General features: G+C 72.7%; 18 protein-coding genes. 10 read left to right on the forward strand and 8 right to left on the reverse strand.

The features are described from left to right. Positions 1 to 6 precede the first annotated feature (6 nt). The 3 genes from ACFY2B_RS31865 (at position 7) to ACFY2B_RS31875 (ending at position 2,773) form a co-directional block, all read left to right on the forward strand. The gene (locus ACFY2B_RS31865; RefSeq protein WP_390766531.1) at positions 7 to 591 is read left to right on the forward strand and encodes a TerD family protein; all 585 of its coding nucleotides are present in this window, start codon (positions 7 to 9) and stop codon (positions 589 to 591) included. 106 nt (positions 592 to 697) lie between these two features. Then, entirely contained in the window at positions 698 to 1,906 is a 1,209-nt protein-coding gene (locus tag ACFY2B_RS31870; protein ID WP_390766532.1) for a TerD family protein, read from the forward strand. 171 nt (positions 1,907 to 2,077) lie between these two features. Further along, complete coding sequence (locus tag ACFY2B_RS31875; RefSeq protein WP_390766533.1) at positions 2,078 to 2,773, forward strand: lytic transglycosylase domain-containing protein; 696 nt, start codon at positions 2,078 to 2,080, stop codon at positions 2,771 to 2,773. 29 nt (positions 2,774 to 2,802) lie between these two features. Here ACFY2B_RS31875 and ACFY2B_RS31880 read toward each other — a convergent pair whose 3' ends face one another. After that, the gene (locus tag ACFY2B_RS31880) at positions 2,803 to 3,024 is read right to left on the reverse strand and encodes a twin-arginine translocase TatA/TatE family subunit (protein WP_390766534.1); all 222 of its coding nucleotides are present in this window, start codon (positions 3,022 to 3,024) and stop codon (positions 2,803 to 2,805) included. A gap of 231 nt (positions 3,025 to 3,255) precedes the next feature. Between ACFY2B_RS31880 and ACFY2B_RS31885 the strand changes: the two genes are divergently transcribed. The 5 genes from ACFY2B_RS31885 to ACFY2B_RS31905 all read left to right on the forward strand — a co-directional run bounded on the left by ACFY2B_RS31885 (position 3,256) and on the right by ACFY2B_RS31905 (position 7,622). Further along, positions 3,256 to 3,651 (forward strand): cold-shock protein, encoded by a 396-nt coding sequence (locus tag ACFY2B_RS31885; RefSeq protein WP_390766535.1) that lies wholly within the window; start codon positions 3,256 to 3,258, stop codon positions 3,649 to 3,651. 158 nt (positions 3,652 to 3,809) lie between these two features. Beyond that, positions 3,810 to 4,487, forward strand: a complete 678-nt coding sequence (locus tag ACFY2B_RS31890; RefSeq protein ID WP_390766536.1) for a hypothetical protein — start codon at positions 3,810 to 3,812, stop codon at positions 4,485 to 4,487. 218 nt (positions 4,488 to 4,705) lie between these two features. Next, on the forward strand, positions 4,706 to 4,951 hold the full coding sequence (locus ACFY2B_RS31895; RefSeq protein WP_390766537.1) for a ferredoxin: 246 nt from the start codon (positions 4,706 to 4,708) through the stop codon (positions 4,949 to 4,951). Then, positions 4,941 to 6,332 (forward strand): NAD(P)/FAD-dependent oxidoreductase, encoded by a 1,392-nt coding sequence (locus ACFY2B_RS31900; RefSeq protein ID WP_390766538.1) that lies wholly within the window; start codon positions 4,941 to 4,943, stop codon positions 6,330 to 6,332. Before ACFY2B_RS31895 ends, ACFY2B_RS31900 begins: the two co-directional genes overlap by 11 nt. A 51-nt stretch (positions 6,333 to 6,383) precedes the next feature. Then, on the forward strand, positions 6,384 to 7,622 hold the full coding sequence (locus tag ACFY2B_RS31905; protein WP_390766539.1) for a cytochrome P450: 1,239 nt from the start codon (positions 6,384 to 6,386) through the stop codon (positions 7,620 to 7,622). A gap of 77 nt (positions 7,623 to 7,699) precedes the next feature. On the opposite strand, the gene ACFY2B_RS31910 is transcribed toward ACFY2B_RS31905, so the two are convergent. From ACFY2B_RS31910 to ACFY2B_RS31920, 3 genes are all read right to left on the reverse strand, one after another. Next, entirely contained in the window at positions 7,700 to 8,608 is a 909-nt protein-coding gene (locus ACFY2B_RS31910; protein ID WP_390766540.1) for a PfkB family carbohydrate kinase, read from the reverse strand. 75 nt (positions 8,609 to 8,683) lie between these two features. After that, positions 8,684 to 9,661 carry a hypothetical protein gene (locus tag ACFY2B_RS31915; RefSeq protein ID WP_390766541.1) on the reverse strand — a complete coding sequence of 326 codons (978 nt, stop codon included), beginning with the start codon at positions 9,659 to 9,661 and terminating at the stop codon, positions 8,684 to 8,686. A gap of 166 nt (positions 9,662 to 9,827) precedes the next feature. Continuing rightward, positions 9,828 to 10,520 carry an alpha/beta fold hydrolase gene (locus ACFY2B_RS31920; protein WP_390766542.1) on the reverse strand — a complete coding sequence of 231 codons (693 nt, stop codon included), beginning with the start codon at positions 10,518 to 10,520 and terminating at the stop codon, positions 9,828 to 9,830. 436 nt (positions 10,521 to 10,956) lie between these two features. Here ACFY2B_RS31920 and ACFY2B_RS31925 point away from each other — a divergent pair, with 436 nt between their 5' ends. Then, positions 10,957 to 12,066 carry a GNAT family N-acetyltransferase gene (locus ACFY2B_RS31925; protein WP_390766543.1) on the forward strand — a complete coding sequence of 370 codons (1,110 nt, stop codon included), beginning with the start codon at positions 10,957 to 10,959 and terminating at the stop codon, positions 12,064 to 12,066. A 58-nt stretch (positions 12,067 to 12,124) separates the two neighbouring features. Here ACFY2B_RS31925 and ACFY2B_RS31930 read toward each other — a convergent pair whose 3' ends face one another. From ACFY2B_RS31930 to ACFY2B_RS31945, 4 genes are read right to left on the reverse strand one after another with little or no spacing between them, the layout of a single operon-like run. Next, the gene (locus tag ACFY2B_RS31930; protein WP_390766544.1) at positions 12,125 to 13,285 is read right to left on the reverse strand and encodes an oxygenase MpaB family protein; all 1,161 of its coding nucleotides are present in this window, start codon (positions 13,283 to 13,285) and stop codon (positions 12,125 to 12,127) included. Next, on the reverse strand, positions 13,282 to 13,431 hold the full coding sequence (locus ACFY2B_RS31935; RefSeq protein WP_390766545.1) for a hypothetical protein: 150 nt from the start codon (positions 13,429 to 13,431) through the stop codon (positions 13,282 to 13,284). The genes ACFY2B_RS31930 and ACFY2B_RS31935 overlap by 4 nt, the downstream gene beginning before the upstream one ends. A 49-nt stretch (positions 13,432 to 13,480) precedes the next feature. Continuing rightward, complete coding sequence (locus tag ACFY2B_RS31940) at positions 13,481 to 14,536, reverse strand: polyprenyl synthetase family protein (RefSeq protein ID WP_390766546.1); 1,056 nt, start codon at positions 14,534 to 14,536, stop codon at positions 13,481 to 13,483. Beyond that, positions 14,526 to 14,804, reverse strand: a complete 279-nt coding sequence (locus ACFY2B_RS31945) for a polyprenyl synthetase (RefSeq protein ID WP_390766547.1) — start codon at positions 14,802 to 14,804, stop codon at positions 14,526 to 14,528. The genes ACFY2B_RS31940 and ACFY2B_RS31945 overlap by 11 nt, the downstream gene beginning before the upstream one ends. A 188-nt stretch (positions 14,805 to 14,992) precedes the next feature. Between ACFY2B_RS31945 and ACFY2B_RS31950 the strand changes: the two genes are divergently transcribed. Beyond that, a complete protein-coding gene (locus ACFY2B_RS31950) occupies positions 14,993 to 15,607 on the forward strand; it encodes an O-methyltransferase (RefSeq protein ID WP_390766548.1) in 615 nt (204 codons plus the stop codon). The last annotated feature ends 15 nt before the right edge of the window (positions 15,608 to 15,622 follow it).

Below are 15,622 nucleotides of genomic sequence, written 5' to 3' on the forward strand. Positions count from 1 at the left end.
CGACACATGTCGGTCAATTTGAGCAAGGGCCAGCAGATCAGTCTGAGCAAGTCCGACGGCAGCGCGCTGACCGCCGTCCGGATGGGACTCGGCTGGCAGGGCGCCCAGCGCAAGGGCTTCCTGGCCAAGCTGGCCGGCTCCCGGGACATCGACCTGGACGCCTCGGCGCTGCTCTTCGGCCGTCGGCAACTCGCCGATGTCGCCTTCTTCCAGCACCTGACCAGCGACGACGGATCCGTACGGCACCTCGGTGACAACCTCACCGGCGGCAGCGGCGCCGGCGACGACGACGAGGTCATCCTCGTCGACCTCGACCGGGTCCCCGGGCACGTCGACCAGATCGTGTTCACGGTCAACTCGTTCACCGGACAGACCTTCGCCGAGGTGCAGAACGCGTTCTGCCGCCTGGTCGACGAGAACACCGGACAGGAACTGGCCCGGTACACGCTCAGCGGCGGTGGCTCGTACACCGCGCAGATCATGGCCAAGCTGCACCGCGGGACGGGCGGCTGGCAGTTGCAGGCCATCGGCGAGCCCGCGGCCGGCCGCACCTTCCAGGACCTGCTGCCCGCGATCGTCGAACACCTGTGAGCCGGGCATGGCGTTATTCATTCATTGCGCAATCGGGGAACTGTATGGGTCCGCCCCCCGTTGATCACGATGGACGCGGGACGCGGAGCAGTAGCGGAGGACATGCATGAGTGTGCCCCTGACCAAGGGCGGCAACGTGGCACTGGGACGGCAGGCCCCCGGCCTGACCGCCGTGACGGTCGGCCTGGGCTGGCAGGCGAAGACGGGTTACGACCTGGACGCCAGCGCGCTCCTGTGCGACGCCTCGGGCAAGGCGCTGTCCGATGAACACTTCGTCTTCTTCAACAACCTGAGCAGCCCGGACGGTTCGGTCCGTCACTCCGGTGGCGGCCGCCCGGCGGGCCCGGACGACCAGCAGATCCAGGTCGACCTCGATCGTGTCCCGGTGGACGTGGTGAAGATCGTCTTCCCGGTCTCCCTCTACGAGGGCGTGGCCCGCGGCCAGTCCTTCGCACAGGTCCACCGGGCGCACATCCGCGTCCTCGACCAGCACGGCGGCGCCGAACTGGCCCGCTACGACCTCGCCGCGGGCGGCCTGTCGAACGAGACCGCGCTGGTCTTCGGCGAGTTGTACCGACAGGGCGCGGAGTGGAAGTTCCGCGCGGTCGGCCAGGGGTACGCCTCCGGGCTCACGGGCATCGCTGCCGACTACGGCGTGGACGTCCTGCGCGAGCCGGCGCCGGACCCGGTGCCCTTCGCCCCGGCGTCGGATCCTGCCGTCCCCGCCCCGCCCCCGCCGGCCACCGCTGTCCCCGCTCCGTCCCCACCTGGCGCGGCGGCCCCCGCCCAGCCCCCGGCCGCGTACGGATCACCGTCCGCCTCCATGGCACCGCCGCCGGCCGTCGTCGCCGCGCCTGTCCCGACATACCCCGCGTCATCCCCAGGGAGTTCCTCCGTGACCTGCTTCTTCGACCCCGACCACGGCCCCGGTGCGATGACGGTGAGCTGGTCCCCGCAGTGGGGCGTGCCGCGCCCGGTCCAGGTGTGCGGCGGTTGCGCGCAGCGCGTGCAGACCACGGCGCCGCCGTTCTACACACCGCCCCAGCCGGGGTATCCGCAGCCGATGCAGCAGGGGTATCCGCAACAGGCACCCGTGCAGCAGGGGTATCCGCAAACGGGCCCCGTGCAGCAGGGTTATCCGCAGCAGGGCTACCCGGCCCCGCACGACGACCAGCACCAGCAGGGCGGCCGTCGCTTCGGCACCGGCGCGCTCATCGGCGCGGGCGCCGCGGGCCTGGTCGGCGGCGCCCTGCTGAACGAGGCGTTCTCCGACGACGAACCGGACGTAGTGGTCAACAATTACTACGAGGAGTGACCGGCATCGGCGAAGAGTGACCGGATGTCATGAGAAGTGACCGGCCGTACCCCGCGGCAGCACGCCGTCCCGGGGCACGGCCGGGACCGCCCGGCGCCGCCTCACCTGGCCCCAGGCCCAGGTGAGGTACAAGGGTGCTGGTCGCGGGAGGGACACGAGGAAGGGCAGGACATGTCCGATGCCCGAGGGCCGAGGCGCCTGCGCTGGCTGCTGCCCGTAGTGGTCTTCGCCCTCGCGGTGTACGTCATCGTGCGCGCGGCCAACACTCCGCAGGGCGACGCCTCGCAGGGCGACCCCCCGCCGTCGCCGGGGCCGTCGGTCTCCTCCTCCGTCACCCAGGCCGGCCGGCCCACCGCCCCCGAGTCCCCGGTGGCCGCGTCCACCTACGACCCCGCCGACTACGCCTCCCAGGTCCGGGACTGGGCCCGGCGCACGGGGGTCGGCGCGCAGTTGCTGATGGCCGTCCTCTACAACGAGGCGTACAAACCCCACGACCCGAGCCTGGAGCGGGCCTGGCAGAAGATGAAACCGGACGCCGCCTTCGGGATCGCGAACATGCACCGCGCCACCTTCGACGAGGTCAAGAAGGGCCGCGACTTCGCCGGGCGCCGGTGGGAGGAACTGCCCGACGACCGGGACCTCGCGATCGAGTCCGAGGCGTGGTACCTGCACGACCTGGGCGCCCAGCTCCCCGCGCAGTGGCCCGCCTCCTACGACAGGGACGAACTGCTGGCCCTCGGATACAACACGGGCGCGAGCAACATGCTGGCCTTTGCCCGGGGGACGCCCCCGGGCAGTCAGGCCCGGTCCTACCTCGACAAGCTCCACGCCAACTGGGCCAAGGCGGGCCGGGCGGTCGGCACCTGACCCCCGGCGACCGGATGCCGGGGCGCCCGTCAGCTACGGGGTGTGCCGTCCCGGTCGACCACCCTGCCGGTGATCACGGTGCCGGCGGCGGACGAGCCGTTCGGCGGGTCCGTCTCCTTGAGCGCCTTGGCCTCGCTCTTGAAGATCCGCGCCGCCTTGCCCGCCGAGCGCGTCAGCTCGGGCAGCTTCTTGATGCCCAGGACCACGATGACGACGATGAGGATCACGGCCAGTTCACTCAAGCCGAACATCAGAGAAGCCCTTTCCCACGGTGGCGGAGCCGACCGGCACGGCGTACCGGCGACACCCTGCAATCTACACTGCTGTAGAAGTCTCTCCCGGAGGGAGACCGCTCGACAAGTCCGCCCGCCGGACGCGACGCCCGCCGGCCGTCACCGGCCCTGTGACGGAGCCCGGGGCGACTGCTAAACTTGCGGGTCGATTCATTTCGGGCAGGTGGCCCGGGTTGTTTGGGGGTTGGTGTGGCAACAGGTCGTGTGGTGAGGTTCGACAGCGCTCGCGGATATGGGTTCATCTCTCCGGATCACGGGGACGAGGACGTCTTTCTGCACGTGAACGACCTCAAGATCGCCGAGTCCATGGTGCGTACCGGACTTGAGGTCGAGTTCGAGATCGAGGAAGGGGAGCGCGGCCCCAAGGCGTCGTTCATCCGGCTGGCACCGGGAGCGAGCGCACGGCTCGGCTCCGCGGGGGCCGCCGACGACTCGCTCTGCGACGTCCTGCAGACGGTCGAGTTCACCAACGAGATCACGGAACTCCTGCTCCAGGCGGCGCCGACCCTGACGGGTCAGCAGATCGTGCAGATCCGCCGCGAGTTCCTTTCGTTCGCCAAGAAGCACGGCTGGACCGAGGACTGATCCTCCGGCCGGCCAGGACGGACGCCGGGGCGGCAGCCGCCCCGGCAGTTCCGTAGGACTCACCCGCGGCGGTTCCGTTCGGGTGTGCTCCGGTGGCGCCGGGGCTCGCGAAGCGGCTTGCTGGTGGCATCAGCCGCCGGACAGGAAGCGAGCCGCGGATGCAGACGACGGCGTCGGGCAAGCCGGTGCTGCGGACCCCACGGGCCGCCGGCGTCGCGGGAATCGTCTTCGCGCTGCTGCTCGGCGCGGCCATGGTACTCATCCGGCTCGGCATCCCCGAAGGCGCCGAGGCGGTCACCGCCGCCGGTTTCGCCGACACCACGCGGCGCGACGCGGTGCACGCGGCGCTCGTCCTCGTACCCTTCGCCGGGATCTTCTTCCTGTGGTTCGTCGGCGTCGTACGCAGCCACGTGGGCGAGGCCGAGGACCGGTTCGTCGCCACCGTCTTCATCGGCAGCGGCCTCGTCTTCGTCGCCACCCTGTTCGCGGCGGCAGCGGCGGCCCAAGCGGTACTGGCCACCGCGCACACCCACGGTCCGCCCCCGGGGTTGCCGACCTGGGACTTCGGCCGCCACCTGGCGTACACCCTGATGACCGGATACGCGACGCGCATGGCGGCCGTCTTCACCTGTTCCCTGTCGGTGATGGGCCACCGGTTCGGCGTCCTGCCGCGGTGGCTGACCCTGCTGGGCTTCCTCACCACCCTCACCCTGGCCTTCGTCTCCTCGAACGTCCCCTGGGCCGAGCTGGTGTTCCCGGCATGGGCGCTGGTCGTCAGCGTTTACATCCTCGTCGTCGGCGACCGCCCACCCCTGGCCCCGACGGCGGGGGCCTGACCGGCACGCGACCGTGGTCCCGCGATCCGCACGCCGCCCAGCGCCGCAGCCGCACCGCCCGTGGGTGTCCGGCCGCGTCCCTCACCCGATCGGTCCGCGCCGACGGGCGGGGCCCGCCCCGCCGCTCCCATCCTGGCGAGGGGAGATGACCGCCGTCCGGAAGTGGCCGCCGAGCGGGCGGCGCGCGACGGACCTGGCCGCCGGAGGGCCGAGCGCTGATGAGGCTTGTCGTCGATCTCAACAAGTGCCAGGGATACGCCCAGTGCGCCTTCCTCGCTCCGGACGTCTTCGCCATGCACGGCAATGAGTCGCTCATCTACGACCCGCGGGCCGAAGAGGAACAGCGCGAACGAGTCGCCCGGGCGGTCGCCGCCTGCCCCGTACAGGCGATCACGGCCGACGGTACGGACGGCCACCCGGACCGGCCCGCCGGTTCTGCCCAGGAGGCGACCCATGGCCGCTGACTACATCGAATGGCTCCGCCACGAGGGCCGGATCGTCGTCGTCGGCGCCTCGCTGGCCGGACTGCGGGCCGCCGAGACGCTGCGCGCCGAGGGCTTCACCGGGTCGCTCACCATGATCGGTGACGAGCCCTACGACCCCTACGACCGGCCGCCGCTGTCCAAGGCGGTCCTGCTCGGCATGGCCTCCGCGCACCACACCGAGCTGCCCAGGCGCCTGGAGATCGACGCGAAGTGGCGCCTCGGCGTAGCGGCGACCGGCCTCGACCTGACCGGCAAGAAGGTCCGGCTGGCGGACGGGGACGAGGTCGAGTACGACCGGCTGCTGATCACGACCGGCGTCCGGGCCCGGCCCTGGCCCGACAGGTCCGAGGCGTCCCTGGACGGCGTCTTCCTGCTGCGCACCCGGGACGACGCGGCCAACCTCTATCGCCGGCTGAAGGCCGGCCCGCGCCGGGTGTTCGTCATCGGCGCCGGTTTCTCCGGTTCGGAAGTCGCCTCCGCCTGCCGGGAGATGGGCATTCCGGTCACCGTGGCGGAACGAGCCGGTGGACCCCTGGTGGGCGCCCTCGGCGGGGTGATCGGCGCGGTCGCCGCCGACCTGCACCGGGAGCACGGCGTCGACCTGCGCACCGGCGTCACCGTCACCGCCCTGGAAGGCGACTCGGTGGGCAGGGTGCGCGCCGCGCACCTGTCCGACGGGAGCGTCGTCGAGACGGACGTCGTGATCGTCTCGCTCGGCGCGATCCGGAACACGGACTGGCTCACCGGTTCGGGGCTCGCCGCGGGACCGCGGGGCATCGCCTGCGACGCGGGCTGCCGCGCCTTCGACTTCCGGGGCATCGTCACCGACGACGTCTTCACGGCCGGTGACGTCGCCCGCTCCCCGCACGCCCTCTTCGGCTACCAGTTCCTCTCCCTCGAACACTGGGGCAACGCCGTCGCCCAGGCCGAGGTCGCCGCGCACAACATGGTCAGCCACGGCGCGGACCGACGGCCGCACCTGTGGGTGCCCGCGTTCTGGTCGTCCCAGTTCGGCGTGAGCATCAAGTCGGTCGGCGTGCCGCCGATGGGCGAGGAGATCATGATCACGCAGGGTTCGCTCGCCGAACGCCGGTTCGTCGGTGTCTACGGCCACCAGGGCCGGATCATCGCAGCCGTCAGCTTCGACAACACCCGGTGGCTGGAGTTCTACCAGCGGATGATCGAGGAGGGCGCGCCGTTCCCGGTGGAGTTCCCGACCGTCGACCGCCGGCCCGAGGGCCGCAGACCGGTCCCGGCCGACTTCCCCGATCCGTCCCTGCCGACGCACGGCCCGACCGTCACCCTCACCGGCTACTCACCGTCGGACCGGCGGCTGGTCTTCACCCCGGCCCGGCACTGACGGACCCCGGCCGCCGCCGCCCTCGACACCCCCACGCCCGAAGGACCCGTCATGACGCACGCCTCGCTCCTGCGCCAGATCACCGATTACGCCACCCGCGCCGACCCGTACCCGCTGTACGAGGAACTGCGCAAGACCCCGGTCCTGCACGAGGAAGAGGGCGGCCCGTACGCCATCAGCGGGTACTACGACATCGAGAGCCTCCTGCACGATCCGCGCATCAGTTCCGACGCCACCAACCTCGCCGCGATCGGTGACGATCAGCCGACCGGGCCGGAGGCGGCGGGACTGCCGCCGAGTTTCATCCGGCTCGACCCGCCGGAACACGACCGGCTGCGGCGGATCGCCAACAGCTCCTTCGGTCCGCCGCACCGCCCGCGGCGGCTGGACTCCATGCGCGACGAACTCCTGCAGATCGTGACGGACCTGATCGACGGCTTCGGGGACGCCCGCCGGATCGACCTGGTCGACCAGTTCGCCTACCCCTTCCCGGTGACCGTGATCTGCCGGCTGCTCGGGGTCCCGCGCGAGGACGAACCGCGCTTTCGCACCTGGGTCGACCCGATCGTCGCGAGCCTGGACCCGGCCCTCCACGCGCAGGAGAACGCCGACCAGCGCAGGGCGGCGCAGGAAGCGCGCGTCCAGCTCGGCATGTACCTGGCCGGACTGGTCGAGCAGCGCGCCAAGGACCCCCACGACGACATGCTCTCCGACCTGGTGACCAGCCACGGCGAGGACGGCGCCATGACGATGATGGAGGTGCTCAGCACCTCGGTGCTGCTGCTCATCGCGGGCCACGAGACCACGGTGAACCTGATCACCAACGGCATGCTCACCCTGCTGCGCCACCCCGAGTACCTGCACCGGCTGCGCGACGACCCCGGCCTGGCCGCCAGGATCGTGGAGGAACTGCTGCGCTACGAACCCCCCGTGCAACTCGTCACCCAGCGCACCTGCATCGCGGACGTCGACGTGCGCGGAGTGACCATCCCGCGGGGCTCACGCATCTGGCTCGTCCTCGCCGCGGGCAACCGCGACCCGGAGCGCTTCCACGAGCCCGACCGGTTCGACCCGGACCGCGGGGACATCCAGCACCTCGGCTTCGGCAGCGGCATCCACAGCTGCTTCGGCGCGCCGCTGGCCCGGATCGAGACCCAGATCGCGCTGTCGGAACTGGCCCGCCGCCTGGACAACCCCCGCCTCGTCGAGGACCCGCCGCCCTACCGGGAGAACGCGCTGCTGCGCGGCCCCCGCCACCTGGACGTCAGCTTCGACGACCTGCGGCCCTGACCGGCGGCGCACCACGGGGACGATCACCGACCCCGGCAGGCCCAGCCAGGAGGAGCCGGTCCGCCACGGCGGACACCTCACGTCCTGAACATCCAGGAACGGGTGCCGAACGCCGTGCACGACCGTGACGCCACCTCCGCGGCCCGCGCCAGGGCCACGGCGAAGTGGCCGGCGCGGTCCCGTTCGCCGTCCCGCCCGGCCGACGCCCAGTGGTAGGCGAACGCCCCGTGCAGGAAATCGCCCGCGCCGAGGGTGTCCACCACCGCCGTCGGCCCCACCTCGACCATGCCCTCTCCGTCGGGACCGGACCAGACCAGAGGTTCCGCGCCCCTGCTGACGGCGGCCCAGGTCACCCCCTGTTCATGCAGGTACGCCAGCGTCGAAGCGGGCGTCGTCGCGCCCGGCGGCCGGAAGTCGGCCGAGCAGACCGCCACGTCGACGAAGGACAGCAGGGTCTGCGTGCCCTCCTTCCAACTGCCGCCGTCCAGCACGGTGGGACGGCCCGCGGCACGCGCCGCCCGTGCGGCGGCGATCGCCACCTCCATGTGGTGACCGTCGAGTTCCACGACGTCGCAGTCGGCCACCAGGGCGTCAAGGCCGTCCGGCGCGACCAGCCGGTGGCGGGTGGCGTTGGTGGAGGCGACCGCCCGCCTGCCGGTCGCGGCGGTCACCAGGACCGACGAGACCGCGGGCGGCTCCGCCGTGTCACCCGCCAGGTCGTCCACCGTCACACCCAGGGCCGCCAGATCGGCCGTGGCCGTCAGCGCCAGCGGATGGCGGCCGAGCCCGGTGAGCAGTCCGGCCCGGCCGCCCAGATGGCCGAAGACGGCGGCGGCGTTGGCGGCGGGCCCGCCGGCGGCCACCGTCTGGTCGAGGGCCGTCAGTTTCTCGTCGGGTCCGGGTACCCGGTCCACCAACTGGACCACGTCCAGGGTGCACAGGCCGACGAACAGCCCCGCGGGACGCCGCCGTGTGCCGTGTTCCATCCGTCGGCTCTCCTCCCGCCGTGGCGCCAGGCGATCAGTGTACGAACGTGCCCGGCCCGCGGTGGGGTGCGCCCGCTACCTGCTGAAGTGCCGGCGCAACTGGGCGACGAGCAGGTTCGGGTCCTTGCGGGTGGAGCGGGCGGCGCCGGGCACGTAGACAGTGCGCCCGCGCACGGCCACGGAGGTCGGGTCGGACAGGCCGTCCCGCTGCACGAGCACGACCGTGTGGGTGCCGTCCGGGCGGACCAGAGCGACCCGGTTGGTCTCGGACAGCGCCGCGAAGACGGTCGTACCGGGCCCGGGGAAGGCGAAGTCGTCGATCCCGCCCAGCCCGGTCGCCCGGGTCTCGATCGCGCCCGCCGAACCGTCCGACCGGACCGGGATGCGCAGCAGCGTCCCGCGGTCGGAATTGGACACCCACACGGCGTCGCGGTGCACCTTGACCCCGTTGGCCCCGAAGCCGTCCGTCCGGCGGACGGAGGCCGGCCGCAGCGCGGACGCCCTGGCCCAGGCGGTGGGCGTGCCGCCGTCCCGCGGAATGCGCCACACCGTGCCCAGCACCGAGTCGGCCGCGTAGAGCACGCCCCGCCGCTCGTCCAGGGCCAGGCCGTTGGGCAGCCCGTCGGTGGGCAGCTGGGCGATCTGCCGGGGCGCGGAGCCGTCCCGGCCGATGCGCCAGACGCCGGTCCTGCCGGTCCCGGTGGCGTAGGTGACATACAGCGTGCCGTCCTGGGCGCGGACGATGCCGAAGACCAGGGCGTCGTGCACGACGGGCGTGTCCGGGCGGGCCTCGGCGGGCAGGGTGGCCAGCACCCGGGTGCGGCCCTGCGCGGTGACGTTGGCGACCTGCCGGGCGGACGCGAAGGTCAGATCGGCCGAGCCGTCGGGCTCCAGCGCGATGTTCTCCGGCGTCTGACCGGCGGCCAGGTCGAAGTGGGCGACGACCCGCGGAGCCGACATCAGCGGCTCGCCGCTCACCGCGGGAGCCGACGTGAGCACGCTGAGGCCGACCGCGGCCGCGGCGACACCGGCCAGGCGGGGGAGTCGGGGCATGGGTACCTCTCTTCGGGCGGAGCGGGTGGCACCGGGCGTGCGGCGCGGCGCGACACCAACATGGCGGCGGTCGTCCCGGGCGGCGGCAGCCGTGGCCGGAATGTCGCCCGAGCGGCCCATGCCGGTCGGCTGCTTGCCACGCGCCCGGGTGATGCCTCGACCGCCCTCAGACCCAGCCGTCCAGCGCCTCCATGAAGCCGTCGAAGTCGTCGCGGTGCAGGGTGTGGCCGGCCCCGCTGACCGTCCGCACCTCGAAGCCACGCCGCGTCAACTGCCCCTGCAGGGCGGCGGTCACGAGAGAACTGGGATCGGCCGCCAGCACCAGCGAGGGCACCACGGCACGCGCCGGGGTCCGGCTGACCGCGTACACATCGGCGATCGCGTACGCGGTCGTGGGATCCCAGTCCGCGAGTGTGGCCAGTTCCACCTCCACGTCAGCCTCCTCCCAGCGCGGGTTGAGGCCGGAGATCACCTCCCGGGTGGCGTGCTTGAACGCGGTGAACCGCGCCGCCCCGGCCCCGGCCGCCGGCCTCATCTCCCAGGCCGGGTCGCAGTAGACGGCACGGGCCGGAGCGAGCCGTTCGACGGCGCCGGCCAGCGCCATCGCCCCCAGCGAATGCCCGATCGCCAGCTCCGGAGCGGCCGGAAGGGTGTCGACCAGGTCGTCGGTCCAGCTGTCGGCGCCGTACTCGCCCCGTCCGCTCGCGCCGTGGCCGCGCAGGTCCACCGCGACCACCCGGTAGCCCCGGTCGGCCAGCGCCGGACCGACACGGCGCCAGGTCCTGTGGTCCGCCATGATCCCGTGGACCAGTACGGCGACCCGCTCGCCGTCGCCCCACTCACGGGTGTGCAGCTTCATCGGCATGTCCCTTCCGGCCCGGTTCGCCACGATCCTGGGCACCGGGTTCCGCCGATCCTGTCACCGGACCGACGCCGGGACCGGGAACGGCGTCACCGACGGCCTCCGTCCGCGGCGCGGGCGTCCCCGTCCCGGCGCGCCGGTCCGCGGTCCGCGGACTTCCGCTGCTTCAGGCGCCCTTGACAGTGTGCGTACTGTTTCGCGACGTTTGACGCTCATGCGACGATGCGGAAACCGGCGCCACGGGCCGACGACCGGGGACGGGCGCGCGCCGGCCGAGACGCACGGAAGCGGCGGGACGCGGCCACCGCGTCACAGGGGGGAAGGTCGACGATGCGAGCCATGAACAGTGAACCGGACGGCACACACGTCCTGTCAGCCCGGTACGAGACCGGAACGTCCTGCGCGCAGCCCGCGGAAGGGCGGTCGAGCTGAGGTGGACATCACCATCCACAGACCCGAGGAGCTGACCGCCGCCCAGCTGCGCTCCTGGCACCGGGCGATGGACGAATCACCCGAGTACGCCAATCCCTTCCTGGCACCCGAGTTCGCGCTGGGGATCGGCCGGCACCGCGGTGGCGCGCGGGTGGCCGTGCTGCACGAGGACGGCGGGCCCGTGGGGTTCCTGCCCTACGAGCGCACCGCCCTCGGCGTCGGCCGGGCGATCGGTCTCGGCCTGTCCGACTGCCAGGCGCTCGTGCACCGGCCCGGTGTCTCGTGGGACACCCGCGAGCTGCTGCGCGCCTGCGGTCTCTCCCTCTTCGAGTTCGACCACCTCGTCGAGGGGCAGCGGCCGTTCGCCGCGCACGTCACGGGGCTGTTCGCCTCACCGGTGATCGATGTGAAACCCGGTGACGGCGGCTATCCGGAATGGCTGCGCGGCGCCTACCCGTCGCTGGCCAGGACGACGCTGAAGAAGGAACGCCGCATCGGTCGCGACGTGGGCGAGGTGCGGTTCGTCTTCGACGAGCGCGACCCCCGGATGCTGCGGCTGCTCATGCGCTGGAAGTCCGCCCAGTACCGCAGGACGGGACGCATGGACCGGTTCGCGCGGCCGTGGATCGTCGACCTGACGGAGCACCTGTTCCAGGTCCGTGAGGAGCACTTCACCGGGGTGCTGTCCGCGCTCTACGCCGGCGACCGGCCGGTGGCGGCGCACTTCGGACCGCGGTCGAGCACGGTGCTGGCGGCCTGGTTCACCGCCTACGACCCCGACCTCCACTACTACTCGCCGGGCCTGATGATGCATCTGCGCACCACCGAGGCAGCGGGCCGGCACGGGGTGACGCTCGTGGACCTGGGGCGCGGGGACAAGGAGTACAAGGACTGGCTCAAGACCCGCGAACTGCGGGTGGGGGAGGGGTTCGTCACCCGCCCGCACCCGGTGGCGGCGGTCCACCGGCTGTGGCGCCGGCCGGTGCGCGGCCTGCGGAACACCGTCCTCGCCCATCCTGGGCTGCGCGCTCCGGCCGACCGGCTGCTGAAGACGGTCGGCGCACTGCGCACGTCCCGCAGCGCGGGCCCCGGGCGTCCTTCCGCTTCGTGATCCGCCGGCGGGTGCTCCCTTCCTGCCCGCGCGCCCCGGGCCGGGACCGGGGTCGGGTTCAGCGCAGCGTGGGGGCCGGCGGGGTCCAGCGCCGGCTGCGGGGCGGGCTGGTGGAGACGCCGTAGTGCTTCTTCAGCTGTTCCGGGACGGCGTAGTGCATGACGCGACCGCGGGTGAGGGACGACAGCTCGAAGACGGTGGTGAGATGGCCGAGCCGGTCCAGGGCCCACGCGCCGAGCGGGGAGCGGTCCTCGATGGCCTCCAGGACGCCGAGCAGGTGGGGGACCGCCTTGACGACCGTGTCCCAGGGGGTGCGCGGCACGTCCAGCCAGTCGGCGCAGGTGTCGCCGACGAGGTGGCGGATCAGGGCGGAGACGATCGGGTCGAAGAAGGTGCCGGGCACGACCTCCTCGTACAGGTCGATCAACTGCCGGGTCAGCTCGGCGCCTTCCTCGGACGGCCCCATGTGGGTGACCATGTACAGGTCCAGGAACGCGCGGGCCTCGGCCAGGTTCTTCGGCACGGCGTCCTGGTCGACGCCGAGGATCGCGCCGACCACACGCCAGGCATAGAAGTACGCCTCCGCGCCCTCCGTGCTCATGTGGATGCCCAGCCGGTGCAGGCTGTCCAGGACCACCAGGGAGAAGAACATCTGCCCGCCGATCATGTCCTCCTGGCAGATCGGCGTCCCCCACTCCGCGACGTCCCAGCGGTTCTCGCGCTTCAGGTGGTGGCGGATGGACGCGTGCAGCAGGCGGACCTTCTGGGCCGCCGGGATGAACCGGCTGCCGGCCTCGAACGCGTCGGGCTGCATGAGGTAGACCGTGAACTGCCCGGTCTCCGCCATCCGTTTGGACGGGTAGCGCAGTGAATGGGTCGCCGACAGCAGCCGGGCCACCCGGGGGACGACGTAGCAGGCGGGCATGGCGGCGAAGGACAGCGCGGTGGAGATGTGGACGTTGTTGTCGATGAAGAACAGCCGTGCCTTCTCCATCTCCGCCCAGTCCACCCAGTCCGGCGGGGCGCTCGTCGCCGCCAGGTACTCGCGGGCCGCCTCGGGCAGCCCGTCGGGCAGCGGGGCACCGGCCGTGGAGACGTACCGCATCAGGGTGTTGAACTTTCCGACCTCCCCGCGCTCGAAGAGTGCGGCCACGGTGGCGTCGGCGAGTTCGTCGCCGCGGTGCCGCAGCGCGTGCATCGACGCCTCGGTGTAGGTCATCGCAGAACTCCTTGTCTCACCGGGACGTACTGGTCCTGGACGTACTGGTCCTGGACGTACTGGTCCTGGACGTACCGGTCCTGGGCGAATCGGTGCTGGAGGAATGGGTGCTGGAGGAATCGGCCCTGGGGGAACCGGTCCCGCACGGACCGGTTCCGGCAACCGGGGAACGGGCGGGCCGCCTGGGGCGGGCGGTCAGTGCCGGCGTACTGTCGCGGTGTGCGCCAGGACGGTCAAGGCGTCGGCGGCGTGGTCCGGGACGTCCATGTCGTGCACGGCGCGGACGGCCTCCTCGACCCGGGCACCGATCATGCTCTCGACGCGGTCGGGCGCCTTCAGCCGGTCCATCACCTCGCGCACCGACCGCAGCCGGTCCGCGTCCGGGCCGCGCCGGCCCAGCGCGGAACGCAACTGCGCGCGCTCGGCCTCGTCCGCGAGCCGCCACGCCTCGGCCAGTACCGCGGTCGGCCGGCTCGCCCGCAGGTCGTCCGCGCTGGCCTTGCCGGTACGGGCGGGATCGCCGAACAGGCCGAGCAGGTCGTCCCGCAACTGGAACGCCTCGCCCAGCGGCACCCCGTACGCCGAGTAGTCCTCGCGCAGTCGGCGCGAGGCGCCGGCCAGCGCACCGCCGATCAGCAGCGGCTGCTCCACGGTGTACTTGGCCGTCTTGTACCGGATCACCTTCAGCGAGGCCGACGTGTCCGGCGCGGACCCGGTGCGCAGGATCTCCAGGCACTCACCGGCGACCAGGTCACGAGCCAGCGCCGCCCACAAGGGGCGGGCCCGCGCCAGATAGGCGGCGGGCAGCCCGCTGGCCGCGAACAACTGCCCGGCCAGCGACATCAGCAGGTCGCCCACCAGCATCGCCAGCGAGCGGGCCGCGCTTGCCGCCCGCGGCCGTCTGCGCAGCGCCTCCCGCAGGGCCACATGGACGGTCGGCCGGCCGTGCCGCAGCGGACTGTCGTCGATGAGGTCGTCGTGCACCACGGCCGCCGCGTGCACGAGTTCCATGGAGGCCGCGGCCCGCAGCAGCGCCTCGCTGTCGGGCTGGCCGACGGCCCGCCATCCCCAGTAGCAGAAGGCCGACCGCAGCCGTTTGCCGTCCGCGACCGCGGCCTCCACCTGCTCGGCGACCGGGCCCAGGTCGGCGTCGATGGCCAGCAGCTGGTCCGTTTCCTGTGCCACGAACCGCGTGAGCACCTCGTCGACCCGGGCCTTGAACGCGGCCGGCTCGTAGCGGTCACCCGCCATTACGGGCCTGTCGGGCCACGACGTGCCGGGCCAGCACCTCCAGGTGGGCCGGCGGGACGACCGCGTACCGGTCGAGGGCCAGCCGGCCGCGTGCCGCCAGATCCCGTTCCGCGTCCGACGCCAGTTCCGCCGCGTCCGAGCGGCGCAGCAGCCCGCGCACCGTCCCCACGGCCGAACCCAGCGTGCTCACCGCCAGATCGGCCAGTCCCGCAGCCAGCAGCACCGCCTGCCGGTCCAGTGCCCCGCCCTGCCCAGACTCGCGCGTCATGTCCCTCCCCGCCCGAAGGCCACCGGGCCGGCGCCGGTCGTGCGCCGCCCCCGTCCAGCGTCGCCCCGTCCGGCCGGTCGCGGGCGGCCGAACTCACCAACGAGTGAGCATCGCGTACGCATGTACGAAAATCTCGGAGTTGCGCGGCTGGGCCGGGAGCCGGTTCCCGGACCGGGGAGACTGGAGCCATGTCGATGGAGGGCACCGCCGCCTACCGCGCCTGCCGCGGACCACTGCCGGGTCTCGTCGAACGGGCCCTGCGGGCCGCCCGTGCGCACGGCTTCGGGTTTTCCTGCCGGCCCGAACAGGGACGGTTGCTCCAGGTGCTGGCGGCCGGAGCCCGCGGGCGGATCGCGGAGACCGGGACCGGGTGCGGGGTGGGCCTCGCCTGGCTTGCCGAAGGCGCCGGACCGGACGTGGAGTTGGTCAGCGTCGAACGGGACCCGGTGCGGGCGCGGGTGGCCGCCGAGGTGTTCGCCGGTCTGCCCCGGGTGCGGGTGCTGTGCGCGGACTGGACCGCGGTGTACGAGCACGGTCCCTACGATCTCCTGGTGCTCGACGGCGGCGGCCAGGCGAAGGCGGACGGCGCCGCCGACCCACGGCTGCTGCTGGCGCCCGGCGGGGTGCTGGTCGTCGACGACTTCACCCCTTCCCGGTCGTGGCCGCCCACCCACGGCGGCCGGCCCGACACCGCACGGCTGCACTGGCTGGCCCATCCGGCGCTGCGCACCGTCGAACTGCCGCTCGCGGCCGATCTGAGCGCGCTGGTCGCCGTGCGGCGTGCTGACGGCGAGGACGGCTGACACCCGTGCGGGCAG

Origin of the sequence: Streptomyces sp. NPDC001270 (assembly GCF_042896695.1) — a bacterium.
Lineage (GTDB): Bacteria > Actinomycetota > Actinomycetes > Streptomycetales > Streptomycetaceae > Streptomyces.

Coding starts and splice junctions, on each gene's coding strand:
- ACFY2B_RS31865 (WP_390766531.1), top strand. CDS start 7: ATGTCGGTCAATTTGAGCAAGGGCCAGCAGATCAGTCTGAGCAAGTCC.
- ACFY2B_RS31870 (WP_390766532.1), top strand. CDS start 698: ATGAGTGTGCCCCTGACCAAGGGCGGCAACGTGGCACTGGGACGGCAG.
- ACFY2B_RS31875 (WP_390766533.1), top strand. CDS start 2,078: ATGTCCGATGCCCGAGGGCCGAGGCGCCTGCGCTGGCTGCTGCCCGTA.
- ACFY2B_RS31880 (WP_390766534.1), bottom strand. CDS start 3,024: ATGTTCGGCTTGAGTGAACTGGCCGTGATCCTCATCGTCGTCATCGTG.
- ACFY2B_RS31890 (WP_390766536.1), top strand. CDS start 3,810: ATGCAGACGACGGCGTCGGGCAAGCCGGTGCTGCGGACCCCACGGGCC.
- ACFY2B_RS31895 (WP_390766537.1), top strand. CDS start 4,706: ATGAGGCTTGTCGTCGATCTCAACAAGTGCCAGGGATACGCCCAGTGC.
- ACFY2B_RS31900 (WP_390766538.1), top strand. CDS start 4,941: ATGGCCGCTGACTACATCGAATGGCTCCGCCACGAGGGCCGGATCGTC.
- ACFY2B_RS31905 (WP_390766539.1), top strand. CDS start 6,384: ATGACGCACGCCTCGCTCCTGCGCCAGATCACCGATTACGCCACCCGC.
- ACFY2B_RS31910 (WP_390766540.1), bottom strand. CDS start 8,608: ATGGAACACGGCACACGGCGGCGTCCCGCGGGGCTGTTCGTCGGCCTG.
- ACFY2B_RS31915 (WP_390766541.1), bottom strand. CDS start 9,661: ATGCCCCGACTCCCCCGCCTGGCCGGTGTCGCCGCGGCCGCGGTCGGC.
- ACFY2B_RS31920 (WP_390766542.1), bottom strand. CDS start 10,520: ATGAAGCTGCACACCCGTGAGTGGGGCGACGGCGAGCGGGTCGCCGTA.
- ACFY2B_RS31930 (WP_390766544.1), bottom strand. CDS start 13,285: ATGACCTACACCGAGGCGTCGATGCACGCGCTGCGGCACCGCGGCGAC.
- ACFY2B_RS31940 (WP_390766546.1), bottom strand. CDS start 14,536: ATGGCGGGTGACCGCTACGAGCCGGCCGCGTTCAAGGCCCGGGTCGAC.
- ACFY2B_RS31945 (WP_390766547.1), bottom strand. CDS start 14,804: ATGACGCGCGAGTCTGGGCAGGGCGGGGCACTGGACCGGCAGGCGGTG.
- ACFY2B_RS31950 (WP_390766548.1), top strand. CDS start 14,993: ATGTCGATGGAGGGCACCGCCGCCTACCGCGCCTGCCGCGGACCACTG.